General features: G+C 59.9%; 24 protein-coding genes. 6 read left to right on the top strand and 18 right to left on the bottom strand.

Annotated features, from left to right (window positions below; genetic code table 11):
• Positions 1-114: 114 nt before the first annotated feature.
• The gene (locus tag J4G38_RS15965) at positions 115-2358 is read left to right on the top strand and encodes a xanthine dehydrogenase family protein molybdopterin-binding subunit (RefSeq protein ID WP_210518017.1); all 2244 of its coding nucleotides are present in this window, start codon (positions 115-117) and stop codon (positions 2356-2358) included.
• A gap of 124 nt (positions 2359-2482) precedes the next feature.
• Here the strand turns inward: J4G38_RS15965 and J4G38_RS15960 are convergent, their stop codons facing one another.
• The 9 genes from J4G38_RS15960 to J4G38_RS15920 form a co-directional block, all read right to left on the bottom strand.
• The gene (locus J4G38_RS15960) at positions 2483-2971 is read right to left on the bottom strand and encodes a periplasmic heavy metal sensor (protein ID WP_210518015.1); all 489 of its coding nucleotides are present in this window, start codon (positions 2969-2971) and stop codon (positions 2483-2485) included.
• 117 nt (positions 2972-3088) lie between these two features.
• A complete protein-coding gene (locus tag J4G38_RS15955; protein ID WP_210518013.1) occupies positions 3089-3475 on the bottom strand; it encodes a hypothetical protein in 387 nt (128 codons plus the stop codon).
• A 230-nt stretch (positions 3476-3705) separates the two neighbouring features.
• The gene (locus tag J4G38_RS15950; RefSeq protein WP_210518012.1) at positions 3706-4074 is read right to left on the bottom strand and encodes a hypothetical protein; all 369 of its coding nucleotides are present in this window, start codon (positions 4072-4074) and stop codon (positions 3706-3708) included.
• A gap of 226 nt (positions 4075-4300) precedes the next feature.
• Positions 4301-4621: a hypothetical protein gene (locus tag J4G38_RS15945; protein WP_210518010.1), complete on the bottom strand. Its 321-nt coding sequence runs from the start codon at positions 4619-4621 to the stop codon at positions 4301-4303.
• Positions 4622-4675: 54 nt separating this feature from the next.
• Positions 4676-5533 (bottom strand): dienelactone hydrolase family protein, encoded by an 858-nt coding sequence (locus J4G38_RS15940; protein WP_210518009.1) that lies wholly within the window; start codon positions 5531-5533, stop codon positions 4676-4678.
• A 71-nt stretch (positions 5534-5604) separates the two neighbouring features.
• A complete protein-coding gene (locus J4G38_RS15935; protein WP_210518007.1) occupies positions 5605-6705 on the bottom strand; it encodes a lipase family protein in 1101 nt (366 codons plus the stop codon).
• An 81-nt stretch (positions 6706-6786) separates the two neighbouring features.
• The gene (locus J4G38_RS15930; RefSeq protein ID WP_210518005.1) at positions 6787-7158 is read right to left on the bottom strand and encodes a cupin domain-containing protein; all 372 of its coding nucleotides are present in this window, start codon (positions 7156-7158) and stop codon (positions 6787-6789) included.
• 147 nt (positions 7159-7305) lie between these two features.
• Positions 7306-8244: a GNAT family N-acetyltransferase gene (locus J4G38_RS15925; protein ID WP_210518003.1), complete on the bottom strand. Its 939-nt coding sequence runs from the start codon at positions 8242-8244 to the stop codon at positions 7306-7308.
• A 13-nt stretch (positions 8245-8257) separates the two neighbouring features.
• Positions 8258-8503 carry a Kazal-type serine protease inhibitor domain-containing protein gene (locus J4G38_RS15920; RefSeq protein ID WP_210518002.1) on the bottom strand — a complete coding sequence of 82 codons (246 nt, stop codon included), beginning with the start codon at positions 8501-8503 and terminating at the stop codon, positions 8258-8260.
• A gap of 247 nt (positions 8504-8750) precedes the next feature.
• Between J4G38_RS15920 and J4G38_RS29000 the strand changes: the two genes are divergently transcribed.
• On the top strand, positions 8751-9188 hold the full coding sequence (locus J4G38_RS29000) for a CsbD family protein (protein WP_210518000.1): 438 nt from the start codon (positions 8751-8753) through the stop codon (positions 9186-9188).
• Between the two features lie 124 nt (positions 9189-9312).
• On the top strand, positions 9313-9669 hold the full coding sequence (locus tag J4G38_RS15910) for a YtxH domain-containing protein (protein WP_210517999.1): 357 nt from the start codon (positions 9313-9315) through the stop codon (positions 9667-9669).
• 277 nt (positions 9670-9946) lie between these two features.
• On the opposite strand, the gene lysS is transcribed toward J4G38_RS15910, so the two are convergent.
• The 6 genes from lysS to J4G38_RS15880 form a co-directional block, all read right to left on the bottom strand.
• Complete coding sequence (gene lysS, locus J4G38_RS15905) at positions 9947-11473, bottom strand: lysine--tRNA ligase (RefSeq protein ID WP_226163466.1); 1527 nt, start codon at positions 11471-11473, stop codon at positions 9947-9949.
• A 251-nt stretch (positions 11474-11724) separates the two neighbouring features.
• Positions 11725-12813, bottom strand: coding sequence for a hypothetical protein (locus J4G38_RS15900; protein ID WP_226163465.1), 1089 nt, complete (start codon positions 12811-12813; stop codon positions 11725-11727).
• A 271-nt stretch (positions 12814-13084) separates the two neighbouring features.
• Positions 13085-15247: a carboxy terminal-processing peptidase gene (locus J4G38_RS15895; RefSeq protein WP_210517998.1), complete on the bottom strand. Its 2163-nt coding sequence runs from the start codon at positions 15245-15247 to the stop codon at positions 13085-13087.
• A gap of 235 nt (positions 15248-15482) precedes the next feature.
• Positions 15483-16343 (bottom strand): hypothetical protein, encoded by an 861-nt coding sequence (locus J4G38_RS29190; RefSeq protein WP_394371045.1) that lies wholly within the window; start codon positions 16341-16343, stop codon positions 15483-15485.
• 230 nt (positions 16344-16573) lie between these two features.
• Positions 16574-16867, bottom strand: coding sequence for a hypothetical protein (locus J4G38_RS15885; RefSeq protein ID WP_226163464.1), 294 nt, complete (start codon positions 16865-16867; stop codon positions 16574-16576).
• A gap of 287 nt (positions 16868-17154) precedes the next feature.
• Positions 17155-18354: a proline dehydrogenase family protein gene (locus J4G38_RS15880; RefSeq protein ID WP_210517996.1), complete on the bottom strand. Its 1200-nt coding sequence runs from the start codon at positions 18352-18354 to the stop codon at positions 17155-17157.
• A gap of 146 nt (positions 18355-18500) precedes the next feature.
• Between J4G38_RS15880 and J4G38_RS15875 the strand changes: the two genes are divergently transcribed.
• Entirely contained in the window at positions 18501-19625 is a 1125-nt protein-coding gene (locus tag J4G38_RS15875; RefSeq protein ID WP_210517995.1) for a chorismate mutase, read from the top strand.
• A 15-nt stretch (positions 19626-19640) separates the two neighbouring features.
• On the opposite strand, the gene J4G38_RS15870 is transcribed toward J4G38_RS15875, so the two are convergent.
• Positions 19641-20042 (bottom strand): hypothetical protein, encoded by a 402-nt coding sequence (locus J4G38_RS15870; protein ID WP_210517994.1) that lies wholly within the window; start codon positions 20040-20042, stop codon positions 19641-19643.
• Positions 20043-20210: 168 nt separating this feature from the next.
• The gene (locus J4G38_RS15865) at positions 20211-20642 is read right to left on the bottom strand and encodes a hypothetical protein (protein WP_210517993.1); all 432 of its coding nucleotides are present in this window, start codon (positions 20640-20642) and stop codon (positions 20211-20213) included.
• An 80-nt stretch (positions 20643-20722) separates the two neighbouring features.
• On the opposite strand from J4G38_RS15865, the gene aroB reads away from it, so the two are divergent.
• Both aroB and J4G38_RS15855 read left to right on the top strand, forming a co-directional pair.
• The gene (gene aroB, locus J4G38_RS15860; protein ID WP_210517992.1) at positions 20723-21763 is read left to right on the top strand and encodes a 3-dehydroquinate synthase; all 1041 of its coding nucleotides are present in this window, start codon (positions 20723-20725) and stop codon (positions 21761-21763) included.
• 81 nt (positions 21764-21844) lie between these two features.
• Positions 21845-23089 (top strand): 3-phosphoshikimate 1-carboxyvinyltransferase, encoded by a 1245-nt coding sequence (locus J4G38_RS15855; protein WP_210517990.1) that lies wholly within the window; start codon positions 21845-21847, stop codon positions 23087-23089.
• Here the strand turns inward: J4G38_RS15855 and J4G38_RS15850 are convergent.
• The gene (locus J4G38_RS15850; RefSeq protein ID WP_226163463.1) at positions 23073-23900 is read right to left on the bottom strand and encodes a helical backbone metal receptor; all 828 of its coding nucleotides are present in this window, start codon (positions 23898-23900) and stop codon (positions 23073-23075) included. The genes J4G38_RS15855 and J4G38_RS15850 overlap by 17 nt on opposite strands.
• Positions 23901-24018: the final 118 nt, after the last annotated feature.

The following is a 24018-nucleotide window of genomic DNA, read 5'->3' as shown; positions in this document are numbered from 1 at the left end:
ATTTTGCGTAGAAATACGGCGTTTAATAAGCAGAACAGCGGGTTTTTTAATCAGAAGAGTTGAAACGCGGCGATTTTGCCCGCCGTACTGGCAGGGGCTTTTATTCCTTCTGCTATGGAAAAATCGTTGTTTCCAGCCGCTGCCGCGAGTGTCGGCGAGCCGCTGAGCCGGGTTGATGGCCGCCTGAAAGTGACCGGGGGTGCCCGCTACGCCGCCGAGCATGCCGTGCCGGGCTGCGTGCACGGGGTGCTGGTAACCAGTGCCATTGCCCGGGGGCGCATCAAGCGGCTGGACTCGGCCGCCGCCGAAAAATTGCCCGGAGTGCTGGCCGTGGTGTCGCACCTGAATTCGCCCAACGTGCCCGGCTACCAGAACCCGGCCACCAACCAGAACCCGCGCGTGGAAGGCCAGGAGTTCCGGGTGTTTTTCGACGACCAAATCCACTTCAGCAATCAGCCCGTGGCCCTGGCCGTGGCCGAAACGTTGGAGCAGGCGCAACACGCGGCTTCCTTAATTCGGGTAGAATATGAGGCAGCGGCGCACCAGACTACCTTAGCCGCCAGCCTGGGGGCGAACGTGACGCCCAAGGAAGACGCGGAGTTTTCCAAAGGCCAGGCTGATGCTTATAAAACGGCCCCGGTGCGCGTTGAGCAGGAATATCGCACGGCCATGCAGGTGCACAACCCGATGGAAACGCACGCCGCCATTGCGCTGTGGGAGGGCGACAAGCTGACGGTGCACAACAAAACCCAGGGCCCCAAGCTGGCGCAGCAGGACCTGATGCGCATGTGGCAGCTGCCGGCTGGGAACGTGCAGGTGCATTCACAATTCGTGGGCGGGGCTTTTGGGGGTTCGTCGCGCATCTGGCCACCGGAGATGGCGGCAATTCTGGCGGCCAAGAAAGTGGCCCGGCCCGTGAAGGTGATGGGCCAGCGCGACCAGGAATTCAACATGGTGGGCTACCGGCCGCAGTCCATCCAAAAATTAGGCCTGGGCGCCACGCCCGATGGCACGCTGGTGGGCATCACGCACCAGGCCTACGGCATGACTTCGCGCCACGAGCAGTTTGGTGAGCGCATCGTGCACCCCACCAAATCTTCCTACCAAACGCCCAACCTGAACACCAGCTACCGCCTCGTGCCGCTCGACGTGAGCACGCCCTGCTGGACGCGCGGCCCCGGCGAAACCAGCGGCTCCTTCGCCCTCGAATCGGCAATGGACGAGCTGGCTTATGCATTGAACATGGACCCGCTGGCCCTGCGCCTGAAGAACTATGCCGACACCGACCCCGAAAACGGCAAGCCCTGGAGCAGCAAGCACCTGCGCGAATGCTACGAGCGCGGGGCGGCGCTGTTTGGCTGGCGCAAGCGCACGCCCGCGCCCCGCTCCATGCACTCGGCCGACGGCCACTTGCTGGGCTGGGGCATGAGCACCGGCATCTACAAAGCCGAGCGGAGTGTCGCCACGGCCCGCGCCCGCCTGCTGCCCGACGGAACCCTGCTGGTGCAAAGCGCCACCGCCGACACTGGCCCCGGCACGGCCACCATCATGACCCAGATTGCGGCCGATGCCAGCGGCGTGTCCCCAGCCAACATCCGCTTCGAGCTGGGCAATTCGGCCCTGCCGGAGGCCCCGCTGCAGGCTGGCTCGCACACGGCTACTTCGGTGGGCTCGGCGGTGCACGAGGTATGCGCGGCGCTGAAGCAGCAGCTGCTGGAATTGGCCCTGCGACTGCCCGGCAATGGCGTGGGCAAAACCAAAACCGAGGATTTGATGGCCGTCGATGGTTTCATTCTAAACAGCCGGAAGAATGGCCGGCGCCTGAGCTACGGTGAGGTGCTGACTCAGCACCAGCTGCCCGCGCTGGAAGTGACGAAAAAAGCCGAGAAATCGCCGGAAATGAAGGCGTATTCGGGCAAGTCATTCTGTGCCAATTTTGTGGAGGTGCGGGTGCACCCGCTCACCAGTGAGGTGCGGGTGAGCCGGGTGGTGTCGGTAGTGGACGCGGGCCGGGTGCTGAACGCCAAGACGGCCCGCAGCCAGGTGCTCGGCTCCGTGGTCTGGGGCATCGGCATTGCTTTGATGGAAAGCGCCCAGATTGACCACCGCTACGGCCGCATCGTGAACCACGACTTGGCCGAATACCACGTCCCGGTCAATGCCGATATTCCCGAAATCGAAGTCGAATTCATCGACCATCCCGATGCCGTGCTCGACCCCATCGGGGCCAAGGGGCTGGGTGAAATTGGCTTGGTTGGGTTCACTGCCGCCGTGGCCAATGCCGTGTACCACGCCACCGGTAAGCGGGTGCGGGAGCTGCCCATCACGCCGGATAAGCTGGTTGGGCTGACCACCTGAAGGGTTTTAAATGACCGTTATGCTTCGCTACGCCCTGCATGACGGTCATTTAAAAGAAAGAATAGAAGCCGAAAAAGCCCCGACCAACTGGCCCGGGCTTTTCATTTCTAGCAGCGCGAGGCACTTATTTGTCGGCTTTGACTTTGATTTTGTCGCCGTCTTTCGACTTCACTTTCATCTTGTCGACGTTGCCATCTATGGCGCCCATGCCGGGGCCGCCACCGCCGCGGTTCATGCGGTCGGCCTGCATGGTGGTGTACTTGGTGTACTGGTCAGCCGTCAGCACTTCCTTGAACTGGGCATCGTACTTGGTACGGCTGGCTTGCATTTGCTCGCGCATTTTGGCGCGGTCGCCGCCGGCCTGGCCGCGCATGGCCTGCATTTCCTGGCCACGGGCCAGCAGGATTTGCTGCACCTTGGCAGTCTGGTCGGCGTTGAGGCCGAGTTCCTGGGTCATACGCTCGCCCTGGCGCTTGGCCATTTCATCGGGCGAGCCTTGCATGCGGCCGCCGCCACGCATGGCCTGGGGAGCAGCATCGGAAGGGGTTTGCGCAGCGGCGGCGCCAACGGTGAGGGCACAAACGGCCAGCAGGGGAAACAAAAACTTTTTCATGGAGGTAACAGAAATGAAGTTGTTGGAGAAAAAAATGGTTTGAGCGTGAAGTAATCTGCCAAAAAAGCCCCGTTCCAAGCAAGTGAACGGGACTTTTTTAGAGGCGGCTAACGGAGCCTAGCGGCGGCCGTCGTAGTGGTGAGCGGCTTCCCAGCGCTGGCGCTCCTGGTCCGAAACGCGGTGGTTTTTGGCATAGCCGTAGTTGAAATCTTTGTCTTTGCGCTCATCGTGGCGCATTTCTTTGCGCTCATCCTTGCGCTCATCCTTGCGCTCGGCTATGCGGTGGGCGGCTTCCCAGCGCTGGCGCTCCTGGTCCGAGACGCGGTGCTTCTTGTCGAAGCCGTAGTTGAAATCCTTGCTGTTGCGGTCACTGTACCGGTCATGCGGGTTTTGCTGCTCGTAGCGGTCGTCGCGGTCGTGGTCAGCAGGGGCGGGCGCAGCGGCGAAGGCAGTGGTGGCGAACAGGCTGGCGGCGGCAAAGGCGGAAAAAAACGAAGCGTTCATGATTTCTGGATTCTAGAAGTGAAAAGGGAGAATGTGCTGGCGGCAGGCTTCCGGGTATCGGTCCCGGCCCGGCTGGAGTAATGCAAACCTGTGGCCGAATGTCGGCGGCAGGAAATAAGGTGGACCAAGAGGGTCGAAACATCGACCAAATCAATCCGATAGGTGACGAGCTAGGCCGAGTCCCATTGAGCAAGGCAGCACGACGGTAGCCCTATTGGGTTTGGAGGCAACTAGCGGCGGCCGTCGTGGCGCTGGGCAGCTTCCCAACGGGCCCGCTCCTGGGGCGATACGCGGTGGTCGCGGTCGAAGCCGTAGTTCTGGTTGCGGTCGAAATGGTCGTTGCGGGCGTCCCGACGGTCATCTCTGCGGTCGTCGTGGCGTTGGGCGGCTTCCCAGCGCTGGCGCTCCTGGGGCGATACGCGGTGGTTGTGGTCGTAGCCGTAGTTGAAGTCTTTGCTGTTGCGGTCATTGCGGCCGTCGTGGTCGTGGTCGTTGCGGTAGTTGTCGTAAGGACCAGTGGCCGGCACGGCAGCGGCGAAGGAAGGAGTGGAGGCCAACAGCGTGGCGGCAGCGAGAATGGAAAAAATGGAAGCTTTCATGGTTTCTGAAGGAAGGAACGTGAAGAATGGGGGTGAAGCGTGGTGGGCTCGGTTGCTGCAGGCAGCGGGCTCCTGAGTGTGGGAATCGACTCTTCCTGCCAGGGTAATTGCAAACCACCGGCCGGAACCGGGCCAGAAATAAAAAGGTGGACGGACGGGCCGGAAATACCGACCAGCCCGCCCACTTTCCGGACTTACTCCCCGCAATTGCCGCGTTAGCACGGTTTTATTCCTCCACCAACCCCAGCGTGCGGGTAATTCCGTTCTTCGGAATGCCGAAATTGATGCGCTGCTCGCCCTTTTTAGACCGTTCGCGGCGCCGGTCTATCAGTGTCTGCACTTTGTCCTGGCCGTTGTCCCGCGAGAATAGCACATGGGCCACGTCCGCCAGCAGCGACACGGCCCGGGGCACGGGCACGCTTACCTGCTGGTAGTTAGGGTCGGGCGCAGGTGGCATCGCCGGGGCCGGCTGGCCCTGGGCCCGGCTGCTGGCAGCCCTGAGCAGCAATAACGCAACAAGTAAAACGGGTAGCTTCTTACTCGACATAGACCACCGGATGGACGCTGCAAAGATGCCACCCAATGCCGTTCGGTTGTCTGGCTACCCCAGTTTCTCTTTGAAAAGCCGCAGCGTGCGCTCCCAGGCCAGTTTGGCGGCCTCGGCGTTGTAGCGGGCGGGGGAGGTATCGTTGTTGAAAGCGTGGTTCGCGCCTTCGTAGACATACAGCTCGTACTTGGTGCCAGCCGCTTTTAGGGCCGCTTCATAGGCTGGGATACCGGCGTCGATGCGCTGGTCGAGGCCGCCGTAGTGCAGCATCAGGGCCGCTTTGATGTTGGGAACATCCTCAACTTTGGGCTGCTGGCCGTAGTAGGCCACGCCGGCGTCCAGCCTGGGGTCGTGCACGGCCAGCTGGTTGACCAGGCCCCCGCCCCAGCAGAAGCCCACGGCTCCGGTGTGCCCGTTGCAGTCGGACCGGCCGCGCAGGTAAGTGAGGGCGGCGAGGTAGTTATTCAGGTTTTTGGTGGCATCGAGCTGGCCAATCAGCTCCCGGCCCTTGTCCTCGTCCGTGGGCGTGCCGCCCACCACCGACAGCGCATCCACGCCCAGCGCCAGGTAGCCGGCCTGGGCCACGCGCCGCGTCACATCTTTAATGTGCGGCGTGAGGCCCCGGTTTTCGTGAATGACAACCACGGCCCCGCGCTTTTTCTTGCCTTTGGGGTGCACCAGGTAGCCTTTCGCGGTGGCTCCGTCGCCGGGCCAGCTCACGTCCTCGGTTTCCAAATCATCGGCGGTCGGGGCCACGGTAGCGGCGGCCGCGTAGCCGGGCTCCAGTACCGAGAGCGCCGCTACGGCCAGGGCCGTGCCGCCAGCCAACTTCACCAGCCGGTCCATAAACTCCTTGCGGGAGAGCGGAACGTGGGTGTAGTCGTCAAAAAGATTGATGATGCGCTGGTCCATGGACTGGGAATTGGGAAAGAGAAGAGTGAAGTACTGGCTTGGGTGGATGAATGGAAAAGGATGGCCCCACCTTATGGCAGCCGCTCGGCCAGGTAATAATACGGCTGAAAAAAGTGGTGCCGGAACAGCTTGTTTGGGTCGTTGGGATAGAGCAGGTAGTAGGCGGCATCGGCGGGCAAAACCACCGTGGTGCCGGCCCGCACGTAGTTGCTGCTGGGATAAAAGGCCGGCCCCTGATAGTCGGGGATGTGCTGGGCAATGGCTTTGGCAATGAAGCCGCCCAGGTAGCGCTGGTAGCGGCGTTGGGCGCGGCGGGCGGGCCGGTCGAGCTGGTTGTAGACGTGGCGCAGCGCCAGGTTCTTCGGAAACTTCTGCTTCTTTATCATTGCCCTGGCCCCCACGAACGGGTTGACGGGGCTGAAATCGTCCAGCGTCTGCACCGAGAGCGGCACTTCGGGCACCCAGTCGGCAGGGTTCACCACGTTGGTGGCCCAGCCGCCCTGGGTGGCGGTTTCGAAGGCGTAGGCGTAGAAGCGGTTGCCGGGCTTGGGGCCGGCGCTGCAATAGGTTTTGAAGCGGATATCGGCCGGCAGCTGGCCGTGTTGCTGTAAATCGCGCAGGTACGAAGTCAGCAAAAACGCAATGGCCCCGCCCTGGCTGTGCCCCATGATGAAAACGTCGCGGGTGCCGCGCCGGTAGCAGGAATCAACTTTGTGCACGATGCCATCGGCCATGAACGCCAGGCTCAGCAGCCAGCCCGCGTGCACCGCCGCCTGCGGGTCATCGGCCAGATGGTACGCGAATTTGCGGCCTGCGGCCAGCTGCAGCTCGCCCGCCGCCGGCAGCATGGCCGCGTAAAAGTTGGCCAGCCAGCTCACCTGCTCGTCCGTGGTGCCGCGCACGCTGATGGCGGCCTGGGGCCGCGGCCCGCCGTGCGTCCACAAATCCCAGCGGTTGTCGAGCGGGCTCACCGGCGAGCGGTAGGCCAGCGTGAATTGCCGGGGCTTCGGAATACCGGCCCACCACATCGAATCGCCGCCCATCCGGGCGTGCAGCCGAATCAATTCCAGGTATTCGGCCTTGTCGAAACCCGGTTTCAGGATTTGTGCCTGCAAGTCGGCCTGCCCGGCTAAGTTCAGCAATAGCACGAGTAGGAGCGAGAAGCGGTGCATGGGCCGGGAAGGTATTAGAAAAATCCGTAACTACCCGACTAATAATGTAATAAGGATGAGAATGTTTCTAAAAGCAGTAAGCTATTCCTCCTCGCGATGCACGGTGTCGGGGCTGAATGCCGGGACGCAGATGGACCAGTACTCGCATTCGCCATCAAACGGATTGGAGTACCGCACCCGTGCGCCGCCCTTGATGAGCAGGGCCTGCCCGGCTTGCAGCTCCACCACGTCGCCGTCGATTTCAAACCGTTTCCGGCCGCGCACCACGATGGTGAATTCGTCGAACGAGGGGGTTTGGTGCGGCTCGCTCCAGTGCGGCGGGGCCACCATGTGCGCCAGGCTGTAGGCCGTGGTGCCGGTGCTGGCCCCGCCCACATGCTCTTCGATGAGCTTGCCGTCGGTGGTGGGAACTACAAAGGGAGCGGGATTGAGGACGTAGCGTTTTTCAGCCATTGTTTGATGATAAACGAGGGAATGAGAAAGGATTGAATGAAGGAGCCGAAGCATTTCGCTCGCCCTGTTGTTTTGATTAGTGCTGCCCGCGAGATGCTTCGGCTCCGCTCAGCCTGACGTCCATTAGGTTGGGTACGTTGGCTTTTTTTACGGCTTTAGCTTCTCCAGCAACTCAAAAGTGCGCGAATTGTATTTCCAGACAAAGAAATACGGCGTTTGCACCGCGCCAAACTGCACCCGAATCCGCTCCACGGCCGGAAGCATGCTGCCTTCAAAATCGAAGCAAGCCAGCCCGAGCACCTCGCTGGCGTAGCGGATGGCTTCCCAAATCAGCAGAATGCCGGCGCCGCTTTCGCGCAGCGCCGGGTCGTCGCCGGAGAGGTGATAATACGCCGCCTGCTGGTCCCAAATCAGGTACGCCGCCGAATGAACCTGCTCCTGCGCATCCACGGCGAAAAAAAATTGCCGGGCTCCGTTGGCCGCCAGTGCGGCGTCGTGCCGCTCAAACTGCGCCCACGAATACGGCATGGCCCGCCCTTGCCGGTCAAAACTCATTTTGTTGAGCTGATAGAACCGCTCCGGCCCCAGATTGTGGACTACCCGCACCTGCTGCCGGGCTTTTTGCAGGTTGCGCCGGATGTTCCGGTTGATACCGGCCTCAACCTGCGGCAAGTTGTGCAGGCCGTTGAGGCGGTAGGTATAGTAAGTAGTCTGGCGGAAGTTCTGCCAGTAGAACGGCAGCCAGTTGGTAATGGTGGGGTAGAAATTCTGCTTGAAAGCGGCGAAATCCGGCAGCTGCTTCATTAATTCTTCCATCAGGCCGTGCTCCTTCTTCAGCACCCCCCGGAACTCGGGCAGCGCGTAAGGCCCCAGCCATTTCACGAAGGGCGGCATGGTGGCGTACCGGAAAGGCCCTTTCCGCTTGTAGAAATACGGCAGTGCCGCTACCACGCGGTCGGCCTCCAGGGCCAGCACCACATCCCAGTCGCCGCCCGTGGCGCAGGCGTCCAGATACCACGCCTGGGCAAATACCGGCACATCGGGGGCAGTGCGGCAGAAGTCGCGGTAGCGAGCTTTGGCGGGCATCAGCGCGAGGGAATTACTTGGGGCTCGCGGCCGCGCAGGGGCCGGTGGTGTAGGTGCGCACGCCGGCATTTTGGGCAGTGCAGGGGTTGGCATAGGTCTTGCCGTCGCAGCCGCACACGGGGTTGTAATCCATGGTGCAGATGCCCTGTGGGTTGATTTTGGTGGGGTCGATGCAGTCGCTCGCCGCCGTGGGGGCAACTTTTTGGTGGCAAGCCGACGCCAGTAGTAGCGCAGCGCTCAAAATCCAATGCGTTTTCATAGGGCCGGGGTGGAATAAGGCGAATCTACGCCGGACGGCCCGGATTTGCGGCCATCCCAAAGCCAGAAAAGGCCGTAGCGCAACTTGGGGCGTAAATTTTGGTGCCAAGCTCAACCCCACGCGTCTGCCTTCGTATAGGCAGCCAGACCAATCGCCGCCGAAAACCAGAATATTGGCTTTTACCTTCGGCCCGGCGCTTCCTCTAGCCCATCTTTCAACACCCTTTCACCCTTCATTACCTATTACCATGTCATACCACGAAGAAGACAACAACGCCGGTAAAATTCTCTTAGCCGCCCTCGCCGGTGCCGGCGCTGGCATCATTGCCGGCATGCTCCTGGCTCCCGATAAAGGTTCGGCCACCCGCGAAAACTGGAAAGGTGCCGCTACCAAGTACAGCGGCCAGCTCGGCGAGCAAGCCACGAAAATCGGTTCCGACCTCGAAGCTAAATTCAAAGAGTACGCTGGCAAGCTCGAAGACCTCGGCGTGACCCTGCCCGGCAGCAGCCTGAAAATGAAAGGCAACTGGGACGACATCAAAGGCAAGCTGAAGCAGCAATATGCCCAGCTCACCGACGAGGACCTGACCTATGCCGAAGGCAAAGGCGACGAGCTGGTCGGCAAGCTGCAAGACAAGCTCGGCAAAGGCAAAGCCGAAATCACCAAAATGCTGAACGATATGTAAGTTGGCACCAGCCACTTATCGCAAAGCCCCGCGCCGCAAGGTGTGGGGCTTTTTGCTGCCCCAACCAGCCAGTGGTATCTTCCGTTACTGAATACATACATTCTTCCATTTCCCCGCAACCCCCATGAAAGACGACAAAGGCAAAGTCATTCTCTCGCTGCTGGCCGGCGCTACTGCCGGCATTGTGGCCGGCCTGCTGCTGGCCCCCGAAACCGGCGACGACGCCCGGTCCAACCTGCGCCAGTCGGCCTCGAAGTGGGGCGGCGACCTGAAAAAGCTGGCAAAAGACGCCCTCGCTAAGGTGCAGGGCAGCGCCCCCGGCCACACCAACCCCGACGCCGCCGTGAGCGAAGACAAACAGGCCGCCGACCGCCTTTTGCAAGGGTTGAGCGGCACGCCTTCCACGGCCCACACCCACAGCCACGACAACCCTGACTACGATGGTTTTGGCGACGAAACCCGCCATCAGCCCAATATGTAGCAGCGGCAAAAAAAATATTTCTTCCAGACGCAACCTGGAATTCGAGTCTTACGTAAAACTCCTCACAGCCTACTTGAAAGAAGGCCGAAACTATTATCAGTAAAATTGCCGACCGTAGGAGCTTCTACTGAAATTGGTTAAACAACTCAGTAGTAAAATCAGACGGACCATCGCAAACTTCTGCTAAGAACCTCGGTTTGAAGGGTAAGAAGGTTGTAAAAGAAAAGCCCCGCACGATATTTCGTGTGGGGCTTTTCGATTTTAGGCGCTGAAGCTTTTATATATTCTCGGGCTTCATCTGTGGGAAGAACAGCACGTCCTGAATGGAGTGCGAGTTGGTCATAATCATGCTTAGGCGGTCGATGCCGATGCCCAGGCCAGCCGTGGGGGGCATGCCATACTCCAGGGCGCGTAGGAAATCGTCGTCGAGCACCATGGCTTCGGTGTCGCCGCGCTTGCCCAGCTCTAACTGGTCCTCAAACCGCTTGCGCTGGTCGATGGGGTCGTTGAGCTCCGAGAAGGCGTTGCAGATTTCCTTGCCGTTGCACACGGCTTCAAACCGCTCAACTAAGCCCGGCCGGTCGCGGTGCTTCTTGGCCAGCGGCGACATTTCCACGGGGTAATCGGTGATGAACGTGGGCTGAATCAGCTTGGGCTCAACATGCTCACCAAAAATTTCGTCGATGATTTTTGATTTGCCCATGCTGGGGTCCACGTGCACGTTTAGCTCGTGGGCGGTTTCGCGCAGGGCCGCTTCGTCCATTTCGCCAATGGCCTTGCCGGTGAACTTCTCAATGGCCTCGAACATGGTGTAGCGCTGCCAGGGTCGCTGGAAGTTAATGACGTTGGCGCCCACTTGCACCTCGGTCTGGCCGTGCAGCGCCATGGCCACGCGCTCCACCATTTCCTCCACCAGGTCCATCATCCAGGCGTAGTCCTTGTAGGCCACGTACAACTCCATCTGGGTGAATTCGGGGTTGTGAAAGCGGCTCATGCCCTCGTTGCGGAAGTCCTTGCTGAACTCATACACGCCATCGAAACCGCCCACAATCAGGCGCTTGAGGTACAGCTCGTTGGCAATGCGCAGGTATAGCGTCATGTCCAGCGTGTTGTGGTGCGTGGTGAAAGGCCGGGCTGCCGCGCCGCCGTACAGCGGCTGCAAAATCGGGGTTTCCACTTCCAGGTAGCCTTTGTCGTTCAGGAAGTTCCGCATCGACTGCACCAGCTGCGTGCGCTTGATGAAGGTGTCACGCACGCTGGGGTTCACCACCAGGTCCACGTAGCGCTGGCGGTAGCGCTGCTCGGGGTCGGTGAAGGCGTCGTAGGTGGTCACCTCGCCGGTAACTTCGTCTACTACTCTACGAACCACGGGCAGCGGCCGCAGGGCTTTCGAAAGCAGCTTCAACTCCGTGACGTGAATGGACGTTTCGCCCACCTGCGTCTTGAACACATGGCCTTTCACACCAATAAAATCGCCCAAATCAAGCAGCTTCTTGAATACCACGTTATACAGCGTCTTGTCCTCGCCGGGGCATATTTCGTCCCGGTTCACATACAGCTGAATGCGGCCGGTCGTGTCCATCAACTCCGCAAACGAGGCCTTGCCCATTACCCGCGACGACATCAGCCGCCCGGCCAGCGATACTTCCTGGAAGTTATTCAGCTCGGGGTGGTAGTTGTCGTGAATTTCCTTGGCGTAAAACGTCACGTCGTACGACTCCGACGGATACGGGTCGATGCCCAGCTTTTCCAGTTCTTCGAGTTTGTGGCGGCGCTGTAGTTCCTGTTCGCTTAAGTGTATCACGGATTTAGTCGGATTATTCGGATTTCACGGATTGTTAATTTTGCGAGGCGGCTTTGGCTGAGAATCAGCCTAGCGCCGGGGCAAAATGGGTCCGCAGAAAATGAAAGTAAGCTGCAAAAGTACGGCACGAAAAAAGCCGCTCCGAACCGGAGCGGCTTTCTCATCCTAAAATATGCAATCTGAAAATCCAGCGCGAATAATTCAAACAGCAAATAATCCGCAAAATCCGAATAATCCGGCCGAATCCGCGATTAGGCGGCCATGCGGTACTGCGGCGCCTCAGTGGCAATGGCCGGAGCCGAAGGCGGCGTGGGCGCCAATACCGGCTCGACGCGGGTGCGCAACCGCTCCTGCACAAAGCCAGCCTGCAAATGCACGGGCAACTCGGCCACCAGCTCGCGGTAGCGCTCCAGGCCCAACGCCTTGGCCACGTACGTTTCATGCACGCCATTGAGGTAACTCACGATGTTCAGCAGCGAGGCGTGAAACAGGCGGAAATCAATGTCAGCCTCCACGTAGCGCTCAATCTCACGGCTGGTTTGCGAGATGCGCAGGCGGCCCAGCAGGTCGAAAATGGTGGTGTAACCCAGCCGCCAGGTAATCTGCTGCCAATGCGCGGCGGTCCACTTGTCCAGCGGCCGGCCGGTTTTCTGGCTGCGGATGGCGGTGTTGGGATTGGCCTGCACCTGGGCGCGGGTCCACTGAGCCTTCATCTTGCGCGTAGTGCGCAGAAACTGGCCAATCTGGGCCTGGGCATCAATCTCCTTGCTGGCAATGTGCAGCCCGGCCTTGTAGCCCGCCAGCGGCAGCCGGTGAATGCTGAAGTCGCCGTAAGCACCGGCGGCGTAAAACGATACCGGGCGCGGGTAGGCATTCTTCACCACCAGCCGGCCCACCTCGCGGCGGATAAGCTGGCCGTTGTTGCTGCGCACGCCCGTCGTGTACAGGAAGGCCTGCAAGCCCGATAAAATGGCGTGGTACGCCTGCGGGAACGTCCAATGCAGGGCATTGCGCAGGAAATTGTCGTCGCCCAGCTCGGCCGTAGCGCGCAGCGCGTACTCCGTGCTCCAACTGGTGTGCAGCAGCTTGGTGAGGTTCGCTACGTCGGCATCGCCCAACTCGGCCGTATGGCTCCGGAAAAAGGGCAGGTTCTGAAGCCCGCCGAGCAAGTCGTCGTTCTCCTGAATGTGGTAGTTGATGGCAAAGAAATAGTTGAGGAAAACCTGCGCCGGAATGGATTTGCGCCAGGTTTCGTCAGCTAGCTTCTGCTGTTGCTCGTCGCTGATGGCGTCCACCTGCGGGTTGAGCGGAATGATGCGGGTTTCTTCTATCGTCTTCATGTTAGGTAAACAGATTTGCCATGGTTTTTAGTTGCAGTTTACTAAATTTATTGTCAATTTTATGTAGTAATTAACGTTCTGATTATAAGTGATATGATTCCATAATAAAAAAATAATCGAGAACTGAATAAATGAAGCTGTTTACTAATTTAGTTGTCATGCTAAAAATGTGCCAAAAAAGCCCCCGGGCCAGATGGCACGAGGGCTTTCATTTCAGAGCAGTAAGCCGCTGTTAATGGCCACCAACGGGCCACTGCAACTCAGCCAAACATTATTTCAACTCGTCCTGAATCACCGATACGGCCTCGCCGATGGTGATGTCCTTCTTCAGGCTCTTGGTGAAGCGGGCGGCGCGATTCACCTTCACAGTGTCGCCGCCCAGAGCGCGTACATCAGCGGAAAGGGGCGAGAAGGCCAGCGCAGTGGTCGTTTTCTGAGCGGCCTCGTAGCGGTCCGAAATGGCTTTTGATTCGGCCTGTTCGGCCCGGTAGGCGCTGAGTTTGAGCGAAACCGTGGTTTCGTCCTTGCGCTTGCGCATGCTCTTCACCATCTCATCCATCACCTTAAAGCTCGGGTTGTTGGCCACCCGCACTTTGCTGTTGGTCCGAAGCTTTTCCAAAGCGGGCGCTGCATCCCAGGGGCGGTAGCGGGCGGGTTGAATTTCGTCCCATTTCAACGGGTAATCCGACTCCTTCTCGCCCTGGTCGAGGTACGAATACAGGTCCGGCACCACGATGTCCGACACCACGCCTTTGAACTGGGTTGAGCCTCCGTTCACGCGATAGAATTTCTGGGTTGTGAGCTTCAGCGAGCCGATGGGCTTCACGCTGTTCAACTCGGCAGGCAGGGCTTCATCGAGGTCGAAGATGCGCTGCACGGTGCCCTTGCCGTAAGTGCTGGTCGAGCCCATAATCACGCCGCGGTGGTAATCCTGAATGGCGGCTGCCAGAATCTCGGAGGCCGAGGCGCTGTATTTGTTCACCAGCAGCACCAGCGGGCCGCTATACTGCACGTGCGGGTCGTTGTCGGTGAGAACCTGGGTGCGGCCCTGGCCGTCGCGCACCTGCACCATGGGGCCGCTTTCCATAAACAGGCCGGCCATCGATACCGCATCCGTCAGCGAGCCGCCGCCGTTGAAGCGCAGGTCCATAATCACGCCTTTCACGCCCTCGGCGTTGAGCTTGGCCAACTCTTTCTTCACATCATCCGACGAGCTGCGGCCGCCGTTATCGTTGAAGTCGGCATAGAAGCCGGGCAGGCGCAGGTAGCCAATTTTCTGGCCCTTATCGGTGATAACCGACGATTGCGCATATTTCTCATCAACCACCACCACATCGCGGATGATGGAAATAATCTTGGTGCTGCCGTCGGGCTTCTTCACCGTGAGGCGTACTTCAGAGCCTTTTTTGCCCCGAATCAGCGTCACCGCTTTGGCCGTGCGCCAGCCTTCGATGCTCACCGGCTCGGCGGCACCCTGGGCTACGCGCAGCAGGGCATCGCCTTTCTTTAAGTCGCCCTGGCGGGCCGAGGCCGAGCCGGGGATGATTTCATCAACGTAAATCAGCCCTTCCTTCTCGCGCAGCGTAGCGCCGATGCCTTCAAAGCGGCCGGTCATTTCGTAGTCGAAATCCTCCTTGGCTTTGGGGGCGAAATATTCGGTGTGCGGGTCGTAGGTGTTGGCGATGGCGTTGGCGTAGTTAGTCAGCCGCTCGTTGGCATCCACGTTGTCGTCCTCAAACTGCTCGTCATAGGACTTGAGTACCCGCTTGCGGGCTTCTATTTCCATTTGCACGGGGGTCCGAACCGGCTCGGCGGCGGTGGGGGCGGCGGCATTGGCAGCGGCAGGCGCGGCGGTCGCACCGGTGGGTTTGGCGTCTTTGGCCTTTTCCTGGGCGTCCATCATCTCCGCTACCCGGCTTAGGGTTTCGTATTTCAGGAGCTTGCGCCACAACTCGTGCTGTGCGGCTTTATCGGCGGGGAAAGGAGCCTTTTCGAAATCGGTCTGCAAGGATTCTTCCGTGCTGAAATCGAAAGGCTTAGCCAGGATTTCGCGGTACAGGGCCTGCATTTCCGTGGTTCGCTGCGCCATGAGCTTGGTGCTCAGGTCGAGAAACTCGTGGGTGCCGTTCTTCACCTCGTCGTCAATCTGCGTTTGGTAGCGGCGAAGCTGCTCCACGTCAGTGGCCAGCAAAAACTGCTTGCGCGGGTCGAGGTGCTTCAAATACAAATCAAATACGCGCTTCGAGAAAGCATCATCAACTTTTTCGGGCTGGTAATGGGCCGAGGTCAGGCCCTGCAACATGATGCCAATCAGCACCTGGTCTTTGCTCGGTACCACCGAGTCGGCCCGACGGAAGAGTCGGTAAGAGGCCAGAACAAATACGGCTGCGACCAAAAAGGCGTACAGTCCGACCTTCAAGCGGGGAAAAGACATTAGCAGTAATATAAAAACGGGATGAGAATCAAATATACGGAGAGTACGAGGCAACTCCGGGCCCCGTCACTCACGTCGAAAACGCCGTGGCGGGCGAAATAAGTGCCCGGCTTTGGAAACCCTCGCGGGTGTCTCTGCATAAAACAGAAACCCGGAAAAGAGGTTGCAATAAAAAAGCCTTTCCCAGACGGGAAAGGCTTTTTTGCTGATGGATGGGCCGAAGCCCAGGACCAAATTAGTATTTATAAATCTTGTCGCCGTTGTTGCGGCGGAATTCATCCTCGAAATACTTGGCATCTTCTGCGTTGCGGGGCTTCACGCCCATCACAATGCCGCCGTCTTTGATGCCGCTTTCATACTCAGCTGCGTGCTCTTCGGGAATGCCCGAGCCCACCAAGGCGCCCACCAGGCCGCCCGTGAGGCCACCTGCCCCAGCACCGGCCAAAGCGGCTGCCAGTGGCCCGGCGATAATCAGGCCCAGGCCGGGCAGGGCTACCGAAGTGCCAATGGCCGCAATGGCGCCAATGATTGCGCCTGCCGTGCCACCAATGGCCGAGCCTACGCCAGCGCCTTCCATTGCTTTGTCGCCGAGTTCGGTATTGGCAGTATCATCACCGAAGTGCGTTTTGCGGGTTTCGTCCGACATCAACAGGTTCACATCGTCTTTGCCGTAGCCGCGCGAATGCAGCGACTCATAAGCTTTCTCGGCGCTGCTGCGGTCACGGAACATGCCGGACATGGTGCTGCCTTCGCGGTAGGGCTCGCCGGTTACGGCGTGGGCGGCGCGGTCGGCGGTGTTCTGCACGGCATCTACGCCGCGGCCTACTACTGCGCCGGCGGTGCCAGCTACTGCGGCGCCTTTGGCGGTTGCGCTGTAATCATCGCCGTCGGTGGCGTTGGAAGGGTTGCTCATTGCTGCACCGGAGGCCGAAGTAGCGCCCGTGCCGGAGGTAGAGCCGGTGCCGGCGTTGTAGCTGGTGCCTTCGTTACTCAGGCCGGTGCTGTTGCCGAGGCCGGTGCCCGTGTTCTGGGTGCCGTAGTTAGAGCCTGCGCCGGTGCCGGCATTTTGCGGGTTGTTCGAATCGTTGGTATTCATTGGGAAGGAATGAAATGTGGAGAGATGACCAACCTATCGGCTGGTTGAGACCTTAACGGAACCAGCCCGGTAGAGGTTGCGGCCTGCCAAAATTCCATTCATTCCCGCCTTCATGCCATGATTATTCGTTTGCTTCTCTCTGCAATATTGCGGAGCACCTTATTGGAGAAAGAAGGGCGCCATGCTGAGTTTCTTCAGCATGGCGCCCTTCTTTCTCCTCGGAAGAGTGTTTAGGAAAATTGCTGGAAATTAGCCTCATCGCGCCAGAATTCCCGGCAGTCGCGAATAAGGACTTTCAGGAATTCCTCGTTTTGTTTCAGGCTGCGCCACTCGCCCATGCCCATCTTTTCGCACAGCTTGTAGAAATTGTCGCCTTGCCCTTTCGAGCCTTGCACCTTCACCAGGCAGCTGAGGGGCGGCCGACCGGCTTCATGCTCGGTCGAGGAGATTTCGGCAAGCATTTCATTAAGCCGGGATTTTTCGTGTGAAATTTCCAGATTTAGCCCCAATTCAGCTTCCTGCACCAGTGTGAGGTAGCTTACAGTGCCGGTTTGTAGCCGAGAATAGCGAATTAAGTACGTGCGAATACGACCAATCATGGCAGGATTTCAAATGAACAAAAAACCGTTTTGGGGCTGAAAATTAGCGAATTTTAGTTGGACAGCCCAGCTAAACGCTTCGCTGCAACCAGTAATTTTCAGCCCTGCGGGCTCGCATCATACCACAATCGTTCCGAGATTTTAAGGCAGACTGTCTGAAACAGGATTTAAGAAGGCCTTAAGACGAAAACACGGGCTGCCAAAGTCAGAAATTACTTGCGCTGCCGCCGCCGAATTTCTTTCTGAATCAGTAAAAACTCCCGGCTGCTTTGGCCCGCGATGGCGGTGTTTTCATCGGCCCGACGCAGGAGGTAGGGCATCACTGCGGCCACCGGGCCGTAGGGGAGGTATTTGGCGGTGTTGTAGCCGGCATTGGCCAGGTTGTAGGTGAGGTTGTCGCTCATGCCGTAGAGCTGCGCAAACCACGCGCGCGGGTCGCCAGGGGCCACGCCGGCTTGCTGCATCAATTGGGTGAGCAGCAGGGAGCTGGCTTCGTTGTGGGTGCCGGCACAAATGCTGATGCGGTCGAGGTGCTGCACGCAGTAGCGCAGGGCTTCGTCGTAGAGGTCGTCGGTGGCTTGCTTAGTGGGATTGATGGGGTTTTGCTGGCCTCGCTGCCGGGCCACGCGGGCCTCTTTTTCCATGTAGGCGCCGCGCACCAGCTTGGCGCCGATGTAGTAGCCGGCTTCGGCCGCCGCGTCGTGCGCGGCCTGGAGGGCTTCGAGCCGGTCGTGCCGATAGAGCTGGTAGGTATTCCAGACAATGGCCGTTTCGCGGTTGTATTTGGCCATCATGTCATAAGCCAGCAGGTCGATGGTGTGCTGAAACCAGCTTTCCTCGGCATCAACAAACAGGCGCACGCCGTGCTGGTGGGCGCGGGCGCACAAGGCCTCCACGCGGGCCACGGCGCGGTTGTGAGCGGCTTCCTCGGCGGGGGTGAGCAACTGGCCGGCCTGAATTTTCTCGAGAATAGCCACGTTGGCCACGCCCGTTACTTTGAAGACGGAGAAGGGGATGTGCCGGGAGCGGTGGGCCTCGTCGATGGTGGCCAGGATTTCGTCGCGGGTGCGGTCGTAGCTGCGGTCGCTGCCTTCGCCCTCCACGGAGTAATCGAGGATGGTGCCGATGTTGTACTTGCCCAGCTCGGCCGTGACGGGGCGGCACTCGGCAATGGTTTCGCCGCCGCAGAACTGCTCAAAAATGCTGTGCTTGATGAGGAATTTCGTGCCGGGCAAGTGCCACTTGAGCGCTGCTTTCATCAGGCCGCTGCCCGTTTTTACGAGGGTGCCGTTGTTCATGGCCGCGAACAGGGCGTAAACTTTGCGCAGCTGAGCATCGGACTTGGAGGCGAAGGCTACTCGGGTGTCTTCAAAAGAAATGGGCGGGGCCTGTGTCGGAGAGGCAACTGGCATAAGGTGGGCGGCTAGTGGTGGGAATTTGGGCGAAAAGGAGCAGGGCACGAAGGTAACCGGTAAACAACGTTTCGGAGAAACGAGTTACGTTTGCGGGCTTTTCGGCCACTTGGCCGGGAATACGCCCTTACTTGTCCACTATCCAAATGGTACCCGCTACTGATACGTTTTTCACCCGGTTGTTGGCCCAAAAAGGGCAGCCCATTCTCATCGCCGGCCCGTGCTCGGCCGAAACCGAAGAGCAGGTGATGGCCACGGCCAATGGCTTGAAAGCCCTGGGGAAAATCGACCTATTCCGGGCGGGCATCTGGAAACCGCGCACCCGGCCGGGCTCGTTCGAAGGCATGGGGGTAGCGGCATTGCCCTGGCTGCAACGCGTGAAGGCCGAAACCGGCATTCCCACCGCCATTGAGGTGGCCACGCCGCGCCACGTAGAAGACGCGCTGCGCTACGGCATCGACGTGCTCTGGATTGGGGCCCGCACCACCGTAAACCCCTTTGCCGTGCAGGAGCTGGCCGACGCTCTGGCCGGCACGGGCGTGCCCGTGATGGTGAAAAACCCCGTGAACCCCGACGTGGCCCTGTGGGCCGGTGCGCTGGAGCGGCTGGAGCGGGCCGGTATTACTGATTTGGCGGCTATTCACCGCGGGTTCAGCACGTTTGCGCCCAGCCGCTACCGCAACGCGCCGACGTGGATTTTGCCCATTGAGTTGAAAACGCGCTTTCCGCACATCCCGCTCATCTGCGACCCCAGCCACATTGGGGGCCGGCGCGATTTGCTGCTGCCCATCGCCCAAAAAGCCCTCGATTTGGACTACGATGGCCTTATCATCGAAACCCACCCCGACCCGGACCACGCCCTGAGCGACGCCGAGCAGCAGGTGACGCCCCAGCGCCTGGGCGAAATCCTCAACGAGCTAAAGTACCGCTACCGCTCGTCCGACAACGCCGACTACCTCAACAAAGCCGAGGAGCTGCGCCAGAAAATGGACGTGGCCGACCGCGAAATTGTGGAAGCCCTCGCCCGGCGCATGGCGCTGGTGGAAGAGCTGGCCGAATACAAGAAGGAAAACAACGTCAAAATCCTGCAATTTGACCGTTGGCAGGAAATTTTCAACACTCGCACCGAGTGGGCCAACAAGCTGAATGTGAACGACAAGTTCGTGGCCGAGCTGTATAAGCTGATTCACCTCGAAAGCATCCGCAAGCAAACCGAGGTGCTGAACGGTCGCCCCCTGGATGGCGTCGTGAACCTGGGGCCGGGGCTGTAGCGAGGGGTTGCGGCGCTACGGCATCAGCTCGTAGGTGTCCACGGGATAGTCGCATTCGTCCCCGTAGTCGAGAATCAGGTTGCTGCCTTTGACGGTGATTGCGGCATCGACTGGGAAATGCGCCGAGGTGGTGTAGGTGAAATGCAGGGCGGGTGCGGGCCCGCTGCTGCCGCATACCGTGGCTTTGGTGCCGGCGTACGTGCCCGCGGATACGAGGGTGTCGTCTTCATAGAAACGGAAGTCGGTGGCGGTGAACGCCACGATGGCGTTGGGCGTCGGCGTGGGGGCGCACTCGCAGCGCCGGTTGACGAGCTTCCAGCGGCCAACCGGGTTGGTGAGCGAAGCGTCGTCTTTGTGGCAGCCCGCCAGCGTGAGGCAAGGTAGAATCAGGGGCAGCAAGCGAGTAAGAATTTTCATAACGACGCAATAAGGGAAAATCTGGAACAGGTTTTGGCGCTACGGCCGCTGCTCAAAGGCATCAATGGCCCGGCGGCTGGTGTAGTAGTCCGTTAATGCTTCTTGAAAAGTAGAATAATAAAGGAAATATACAGTGGACGTGGAATTGCGGAAGTGATATAGAAGAACTTAGCGCCGAATAAAATAACTGCTGATACCGTCCTCAAAATCCTGGGCCAGAATCAGGCTCGTGGGCGAAATCTGCTCGATGTATTGCTGGGTATCCGGTCCGTCGGGGCCATAGGCCAGGTAGGGCCGGGACTGGCGAGTGGTGCGCGAAAGGGCCTGGGTTAGGGTGTAGGGGCTGATGCCGGTGATGATGCCGTTCACGATGAGCTCGGCCTGGCCGTCGGCGGTGAAGATGATTTCCCGTTTGCGGTTGGGGTCGGCAGTCAGCACGTGGCCGGTGAGGCCGCCCGTGGTGTGGGTGAGCTCCCAGCGGCCCACCAGCGCTGCCGCCGTGCTCGCTGCCGGAGCCGTGCTCTCCTTCTCGCAGGCCGCCATTGCGAGGAAGCTAAAGAGGAAAATGCCGAAGAAAAACAGGCCATTGAGGCGGTGCATGCCGACCTGACCGGAGCCACCGCCCAATGGTTGCTTGGGAGGGTAGCGGCCCGGCCATTTTTTGTGCTGACTTTTGTCCCATGGATAACTCCGTTTTCATCGGGCCCGAGGCCCTGCCGGCGCTAGCCGAATTTTTGTCCCGGCCGGCCGTGAGCCGGGTGTTCGTGCTGGCCGATGCCAACACCGCCCGCCAGTGCCTGCCACTGCTGGAAAAGCACTTGCCAGCTACTTATAAGCTCATCGAAATTCCAGCCGGCGAGGAATATAAAACCCTGGCCAGCTGCGACACTGTCTGGTGCGAGCTCACCGAGCAGCGCGCCGACCGCCACGCCGTGCTGGTGAACCTGGGCGGCGGCGTAGTGACGGACCTGGGCGGCTTTGCGGCAGCGCTGTACAAGCGCAGCATCCGGTTTGCGCAGGTGCCCACCACGCTGCTGGCCCAGGTCGATGCCAGCGTGGGCGGCAAAACCGGCGTCGATTTTCAGGGTTTCAAAAACCAGCTGGGCGTGTTTCAGGCCCCCGCCGCCGTGTTTATTGAGCCGCAGTTTCTGCAAACGCTGGACCCGCGCCAGCTCAAATCCGGCTATGCCGAGGTCCTGAAGCACTGGCTCATCGCCGATGCCGACGCCTTCAACGAAAACCGCCGCCTGGGCTGGCTCACCGACGACTGGACGCCCATCATCCGCGAATCGGTGGCCCTCAAGCAGCGCATCGTGGCCCAGGACCCGCTCGAAAACGGCCCGCGCAAGCTGCTCAACTTTGGCCACACCGTGGGCCACGCCCTCGAAAGCTACCTGCTCACCCAGCCCGGCCGCGAGGCCCTGCACGGCGAGGCCGTGGCCGCCGGCCTGGTGTGCGAAAGCTGGCTTTCGGTGCAGCACGGCCTGTTGAGTGCCGAGGAGCTGGACAAAATCGAAACCTTTGTGTTCTCGGTGTTCGATAAACTTGCTTTCGTCATGCTCGAAACCGACGCCATCGCCGAGTTTGCCCTGCAAGACAAGAAAAACTCCGGCGCTACCATCAATTGCACCTTGCTCAACGGCATCGGCAACGGCGTATTCGACCAACCTGTGACGCTGGCTGAAATTGCCGATTCGCTCCGGTATTACCACCGCTTGTAGTTGCTGCGCCAGTTTTAGCTGGCGCCCCAATCATTTTCACCACTGACGCTGCGCCGGCCAAAGCGGGCGCTCCACTCTTCCATGCACCTATCCTGGCCCGGCGGCCCGCTGCACGGCACCGCCCAACTTCCGGCTTCCAAGAGCGAAGCCAACCGCGCCCTCATTCTGCAAGCCCTGGCCGGCGGCGGCACCCTGAGCAACCTCTCCGATGCCCACGACACCCAGCTCATGGGCCGCTTGCTGGCCGCTGCGCCGGGCACCGCCGTGCTCGATGCCGAAGATGCCGGCACTGTCATGCGCTTCCTCACCGCCTACCTGGCCGTGACGGGCTGGCGCGGCCGCCTCACGGGCACCGCCCGCATGCAGGAGCGCCCCATTGGCGTGCTGGTGGAGGCGTTGCGCCAGGCCGGCGCCAGCATCACGTACCTGAGCAACGAGGGTTTTCCGCCACTGGAGCTGGCGGGGCGGGAATCGAAAGCAGCCACGGCCGGGCCGACTGCCTTGGCGGTGCGTGGCGATATCAGCAGCCAGTACATTTCGGCCTTGCTGATGGTGGGGCCGCGCCTGCCCGGCGGCTTGCGCCTGCGCCTCACCGGCCACATCGGCTCGCGCCCATACATCAACATGACGGTGGCGTTGATGCAGCTTTTTGGGGCCAACTGCTCGGCCGAAGGCGATACGCTGCGGGTAAGCCCCCGCCCGTACCAGCCCACCGACTACGTAGTAGAATCCGATTGGTCGGCGGCCAGCTACTGGTATTCCCTGGTAGCTTTGGGGCCAGCGGACTCAGAAATTACGCTGCCCGGCCTCCGCCGTGAGTCGTTGCAGGGCGACCAGGCCATTGCCGGTATTATGGCTCATTTTGGGGTGGAAACCACATTTTTGCCCGCTGGCGTTCACCTGCGGCAGCAGCCCTTCGCCCGGCAAGCGGAAGTCCTGACCCTGGATTTTACCGATTGCCCGGACCTGGCCCAAACAGTGGCCGTAGTAGCCGCCGCACTGGCAATTCCCGTCGATATGACGGGCCTGGAAAGCCTGCGCATCAAAGAAACCGACCGCATTGCGGCCCTGCAAACCGAGCTGGCGAAGTTTGGCGGCGACTTGCGCGAAGTAGGAGAGGGCCGTTTCCGGGCCGAATCGACTGGGTTTTTAGTAGCTGGTCAATCGGTGGCCACTTACCACGACCACCGCATGGCGATGGCCTTCGCGCCGCTGGCCCTGCACGGCCCGCTCACCGTCGAGTCGCCAATAGTGGTGAAAAAATCTTACCCGCAATTCTGGAAGGAATTAGCGAAAAGCGGGTTCGTAATTAGCGAAGCTGACTGAAATACGCCGCTGATTTGCGCAGCCGGCTGCCGTACCAGCTGAATAATTCGCCATCGACAATTTCGATTTTCGCATCGGGGCATATTTCCTGAAATTCGGCAATATGCTTTTCACCAAACGGGTAGGGCTCGGAGGATAGCAGAATGCGTTGGGGCGCCGCCTCGGCCAATTGCGCCGCCGTTATTTCCGGGTAACGGGCATGGTTGGCGAAGACGTTGGCAAAACCGGCCCGAAGCAGCATGTCGTCAATAAAAGTGCCCGTAGCGGCCACCATGTAAGGTTTGCGCCAGATAAAATACGCTGCCGACACTACTTCCTGCCTGGTGGGCAGGCCTGCAAACGAAGCCCCAATTTCTGCCGCCAGCGCTTCGGCCTTGTCCTTGGCGCCGGCAATGAAACCAACGCGCCGAATCATATCCACTGCCTCCGGCAAGTTGCTGATGTCACTCAGCCACACCGGGTAATCAGCGGCTAATTCCTCAATGCCGGACTGATAGTTTTCTTCTTTATTGCCGATAATTAAATCGGGTTTGAGCGCGGCTATTTTTCCAAAATCGAAATTCTTCGTGCCACCAATCACCGCGGATTTTTCGCGCGCTTCGGCGGGGTGAATGCAGAACTTGGTGATACCAACCACCCGCTCTCCCAGCCCTAGCTCAAACAGCAATTCCGTCTGCGACGGCACCAGCGACACGATGCGCCGGGGCGGAAACGGCACCGCCACCCGCCGGCCCATTTGGTCGGTCACGTTCAGCGGAATCACGAATGCGTCGGATTCCGCAGATTGGTCGGATTTTGTAGACGGTATCATAAGTGGCGTACAAAAAGGCAGGCTGGTAAAACAACAAAAAAGCCCGCAATCGCGGGCTTTTTTGTTGAAAATGCTCGTTTACAAATCCGACCGGGCCCCTGAATCTGATAAATCCGTG

The organism is Hymenobacter terricola (assembly GCF_017921975.2).
GTDB classification, from domain to species: domain Bacteria; phylum Bacteroidota; class Bacteroidia; order Cytophagales; family Hymenobacteraceae; genus Hymenobacter; species Hymenobacter terricola.
The sequence above is the reverse complement of the archived record's forward strand: the minus strand, read 5'-3'. Positions and strand labels throughout refer to the sequence as shown.

Excerpts from the sequence above, each read along its gene's own strand:
- J4G38_RS15965 (WP_210518017.1), top strand. The coding sequence starts at position 115 with ATGGAAAAATCGTTGTTTCCAGCCGCTGCCGCGAGTGTCGGCGAGCCG.
- J4G38_RS15960 (WP_210518015.1), bottom strand. The coding sequence starts at position 2,971 with ATGAAAAAGTTTTTGTTTCCCCTGCTGGCCGTTTGTGCCCTCACCGTT.
- J4G38_RS15955 (WP_210518013.1), bottom strand. The coding sequence starts at position 3,475 with ATGAACGCTTCGTTTTTTTCCGCCTTTGCCGCCGCCAGCCTGTTCGCC.
- J4G38_RS15950 (WP_210518012.1), bottom strand. The coding sequence starts at position 4,074 with ATGAAAGCTTCCATTTTTTCCATTCTCGCTGCCGCCACGCTGTTGGCC.
- J4G38_RS15945 (WP_210518010.1), bottom strand. The coding sequence starts at position 4,621 with ATGTCGAGTAAGAAGCTACCCGTTTTACTTGTTGCGTTATTGCTGCTC.
- J4G38_RS15940 (WP_210518009.1), bottom strand. The coding sequence starts at position 5,533 with ATGGACCAGCGCATCATCAATCTTTTTGACGACTACACCCACGTTCCG.
- J4G38_RS15935 (WP_210518007.1), bottom strand. The coding sequence starts at position 6,705 with ATGCACCGCTTCTCGCTCCTACTCGTGCTATTGCTGAACTTAGCCGGG.
- J4G38_RS15930 (WP_210518005.1), bottom strand. The coding sequence starts at position 7,158 with ATGGCTGAAAAACGCTACGTCCTCAATCCCGCTCCCTTTGTAGTTCCC.
- J4G38_RS15925 (WP_210518003.1), bottom strand. The coding sequence starts at position 8,244 with ATGCCCGCCAAAGCTCGCTACCGCGACTTCTGCCGCACTGCCCCCGAT.
- J4G38_RS15920 (WP_210518002.1), bottom strand. The coding sequence starts at position 8,503 with ATGAAAACGCATTGGATTTTGAGCGCTGCGCTACTACTGGCGTCGGCT.
- J4G38_RS29000 (WP_210518000.1), top strand. The coding sequence starts at position 8,751 with ATGTCATACCACGAAGAAGACAACAACGCCGGTAAAATTCTCTTAGCC.
- J4G38_RS15910 (WP_210517999.1), top strand. The coding sequence starts at position 9,313 with ATGAAAGACGACAAAGGCAAAGTCATTCTCTCGCTGCTGGCCGGCGCT.
- J4G38_RS15900 (WP_226163465.1), bottom strand. The coding sequence starts at position 12,813 with ATGAAGACGATAGAAGAAACCCGCATCATTCCGCTCAACCCGCAGGTG.
- J4G38_RS15895 (WP_210517998.1), bottom strand. The coding sequence starts at position 15,247 with ATGTCTTTTCCCCGCTTGAAGGTCGGACTGTACGCCTTTTTGGTCGCA.
- J4G38_RS29190 (WP_394371045.1), bottom strand. The coding sequence starts at position 16,343 with ATGAATACCAACGATTCGAACAACCCGCAAAATGCCGGCACCGGCGCA.
- J4G38_RS15880 (WP_210517996.1), bottom strand. The coding sequence starts at position 18,354 with ATGCCAGTTGCCTCTCCGACACAGGCCCCGCCCATTTCTTTTGAAGAC.
- J4G38_RS15875 (WP_210517995.1), top strand. The coding sequence starts at position 18,501 with ATGGTACCCGCTACTGATACGTTTTTCACCCGGTTGTTGGCCCAAAAA.
- J4G38_RS15870 (WP_210517994.1), bottom strand. The coding sequence starts at position 20,042 with ATGAAAATTCTTACTCGCTTGCTGCCCCTGATTCTACCTTGCCTCACG.
- J4G38_RS15865 (WP_210517993.1), bottom strand. The coding sequence starts at position 20,642 with ATGCACCGCCTCAATGGCCTGTTTTTCTTCGGCATTTTCCTCTTTAGC.
- aroB (WP_210517992.1), top strand. The coding sequence starts at position 20,723 with ATGGATAACTCCGTTTTCATCGGGCCCGAGGCCCTGCCGGCGCTAGCC.
- J4G38_RS15855 (WP_210517990.1), top strand. The coding sequence starts at position 21,845 with ATGCACCTATCCTGGCCCGGCGGCCCGCTGCACGGCACCGCCCAACTT.
- J4G38_RS15850 (WP_226163463.1), bottom strand. The coding sequence starts at position 23,900 with ATGATACCGTCTACAAAATCCGACCAATCTGCGGAATCCGACGCATTC.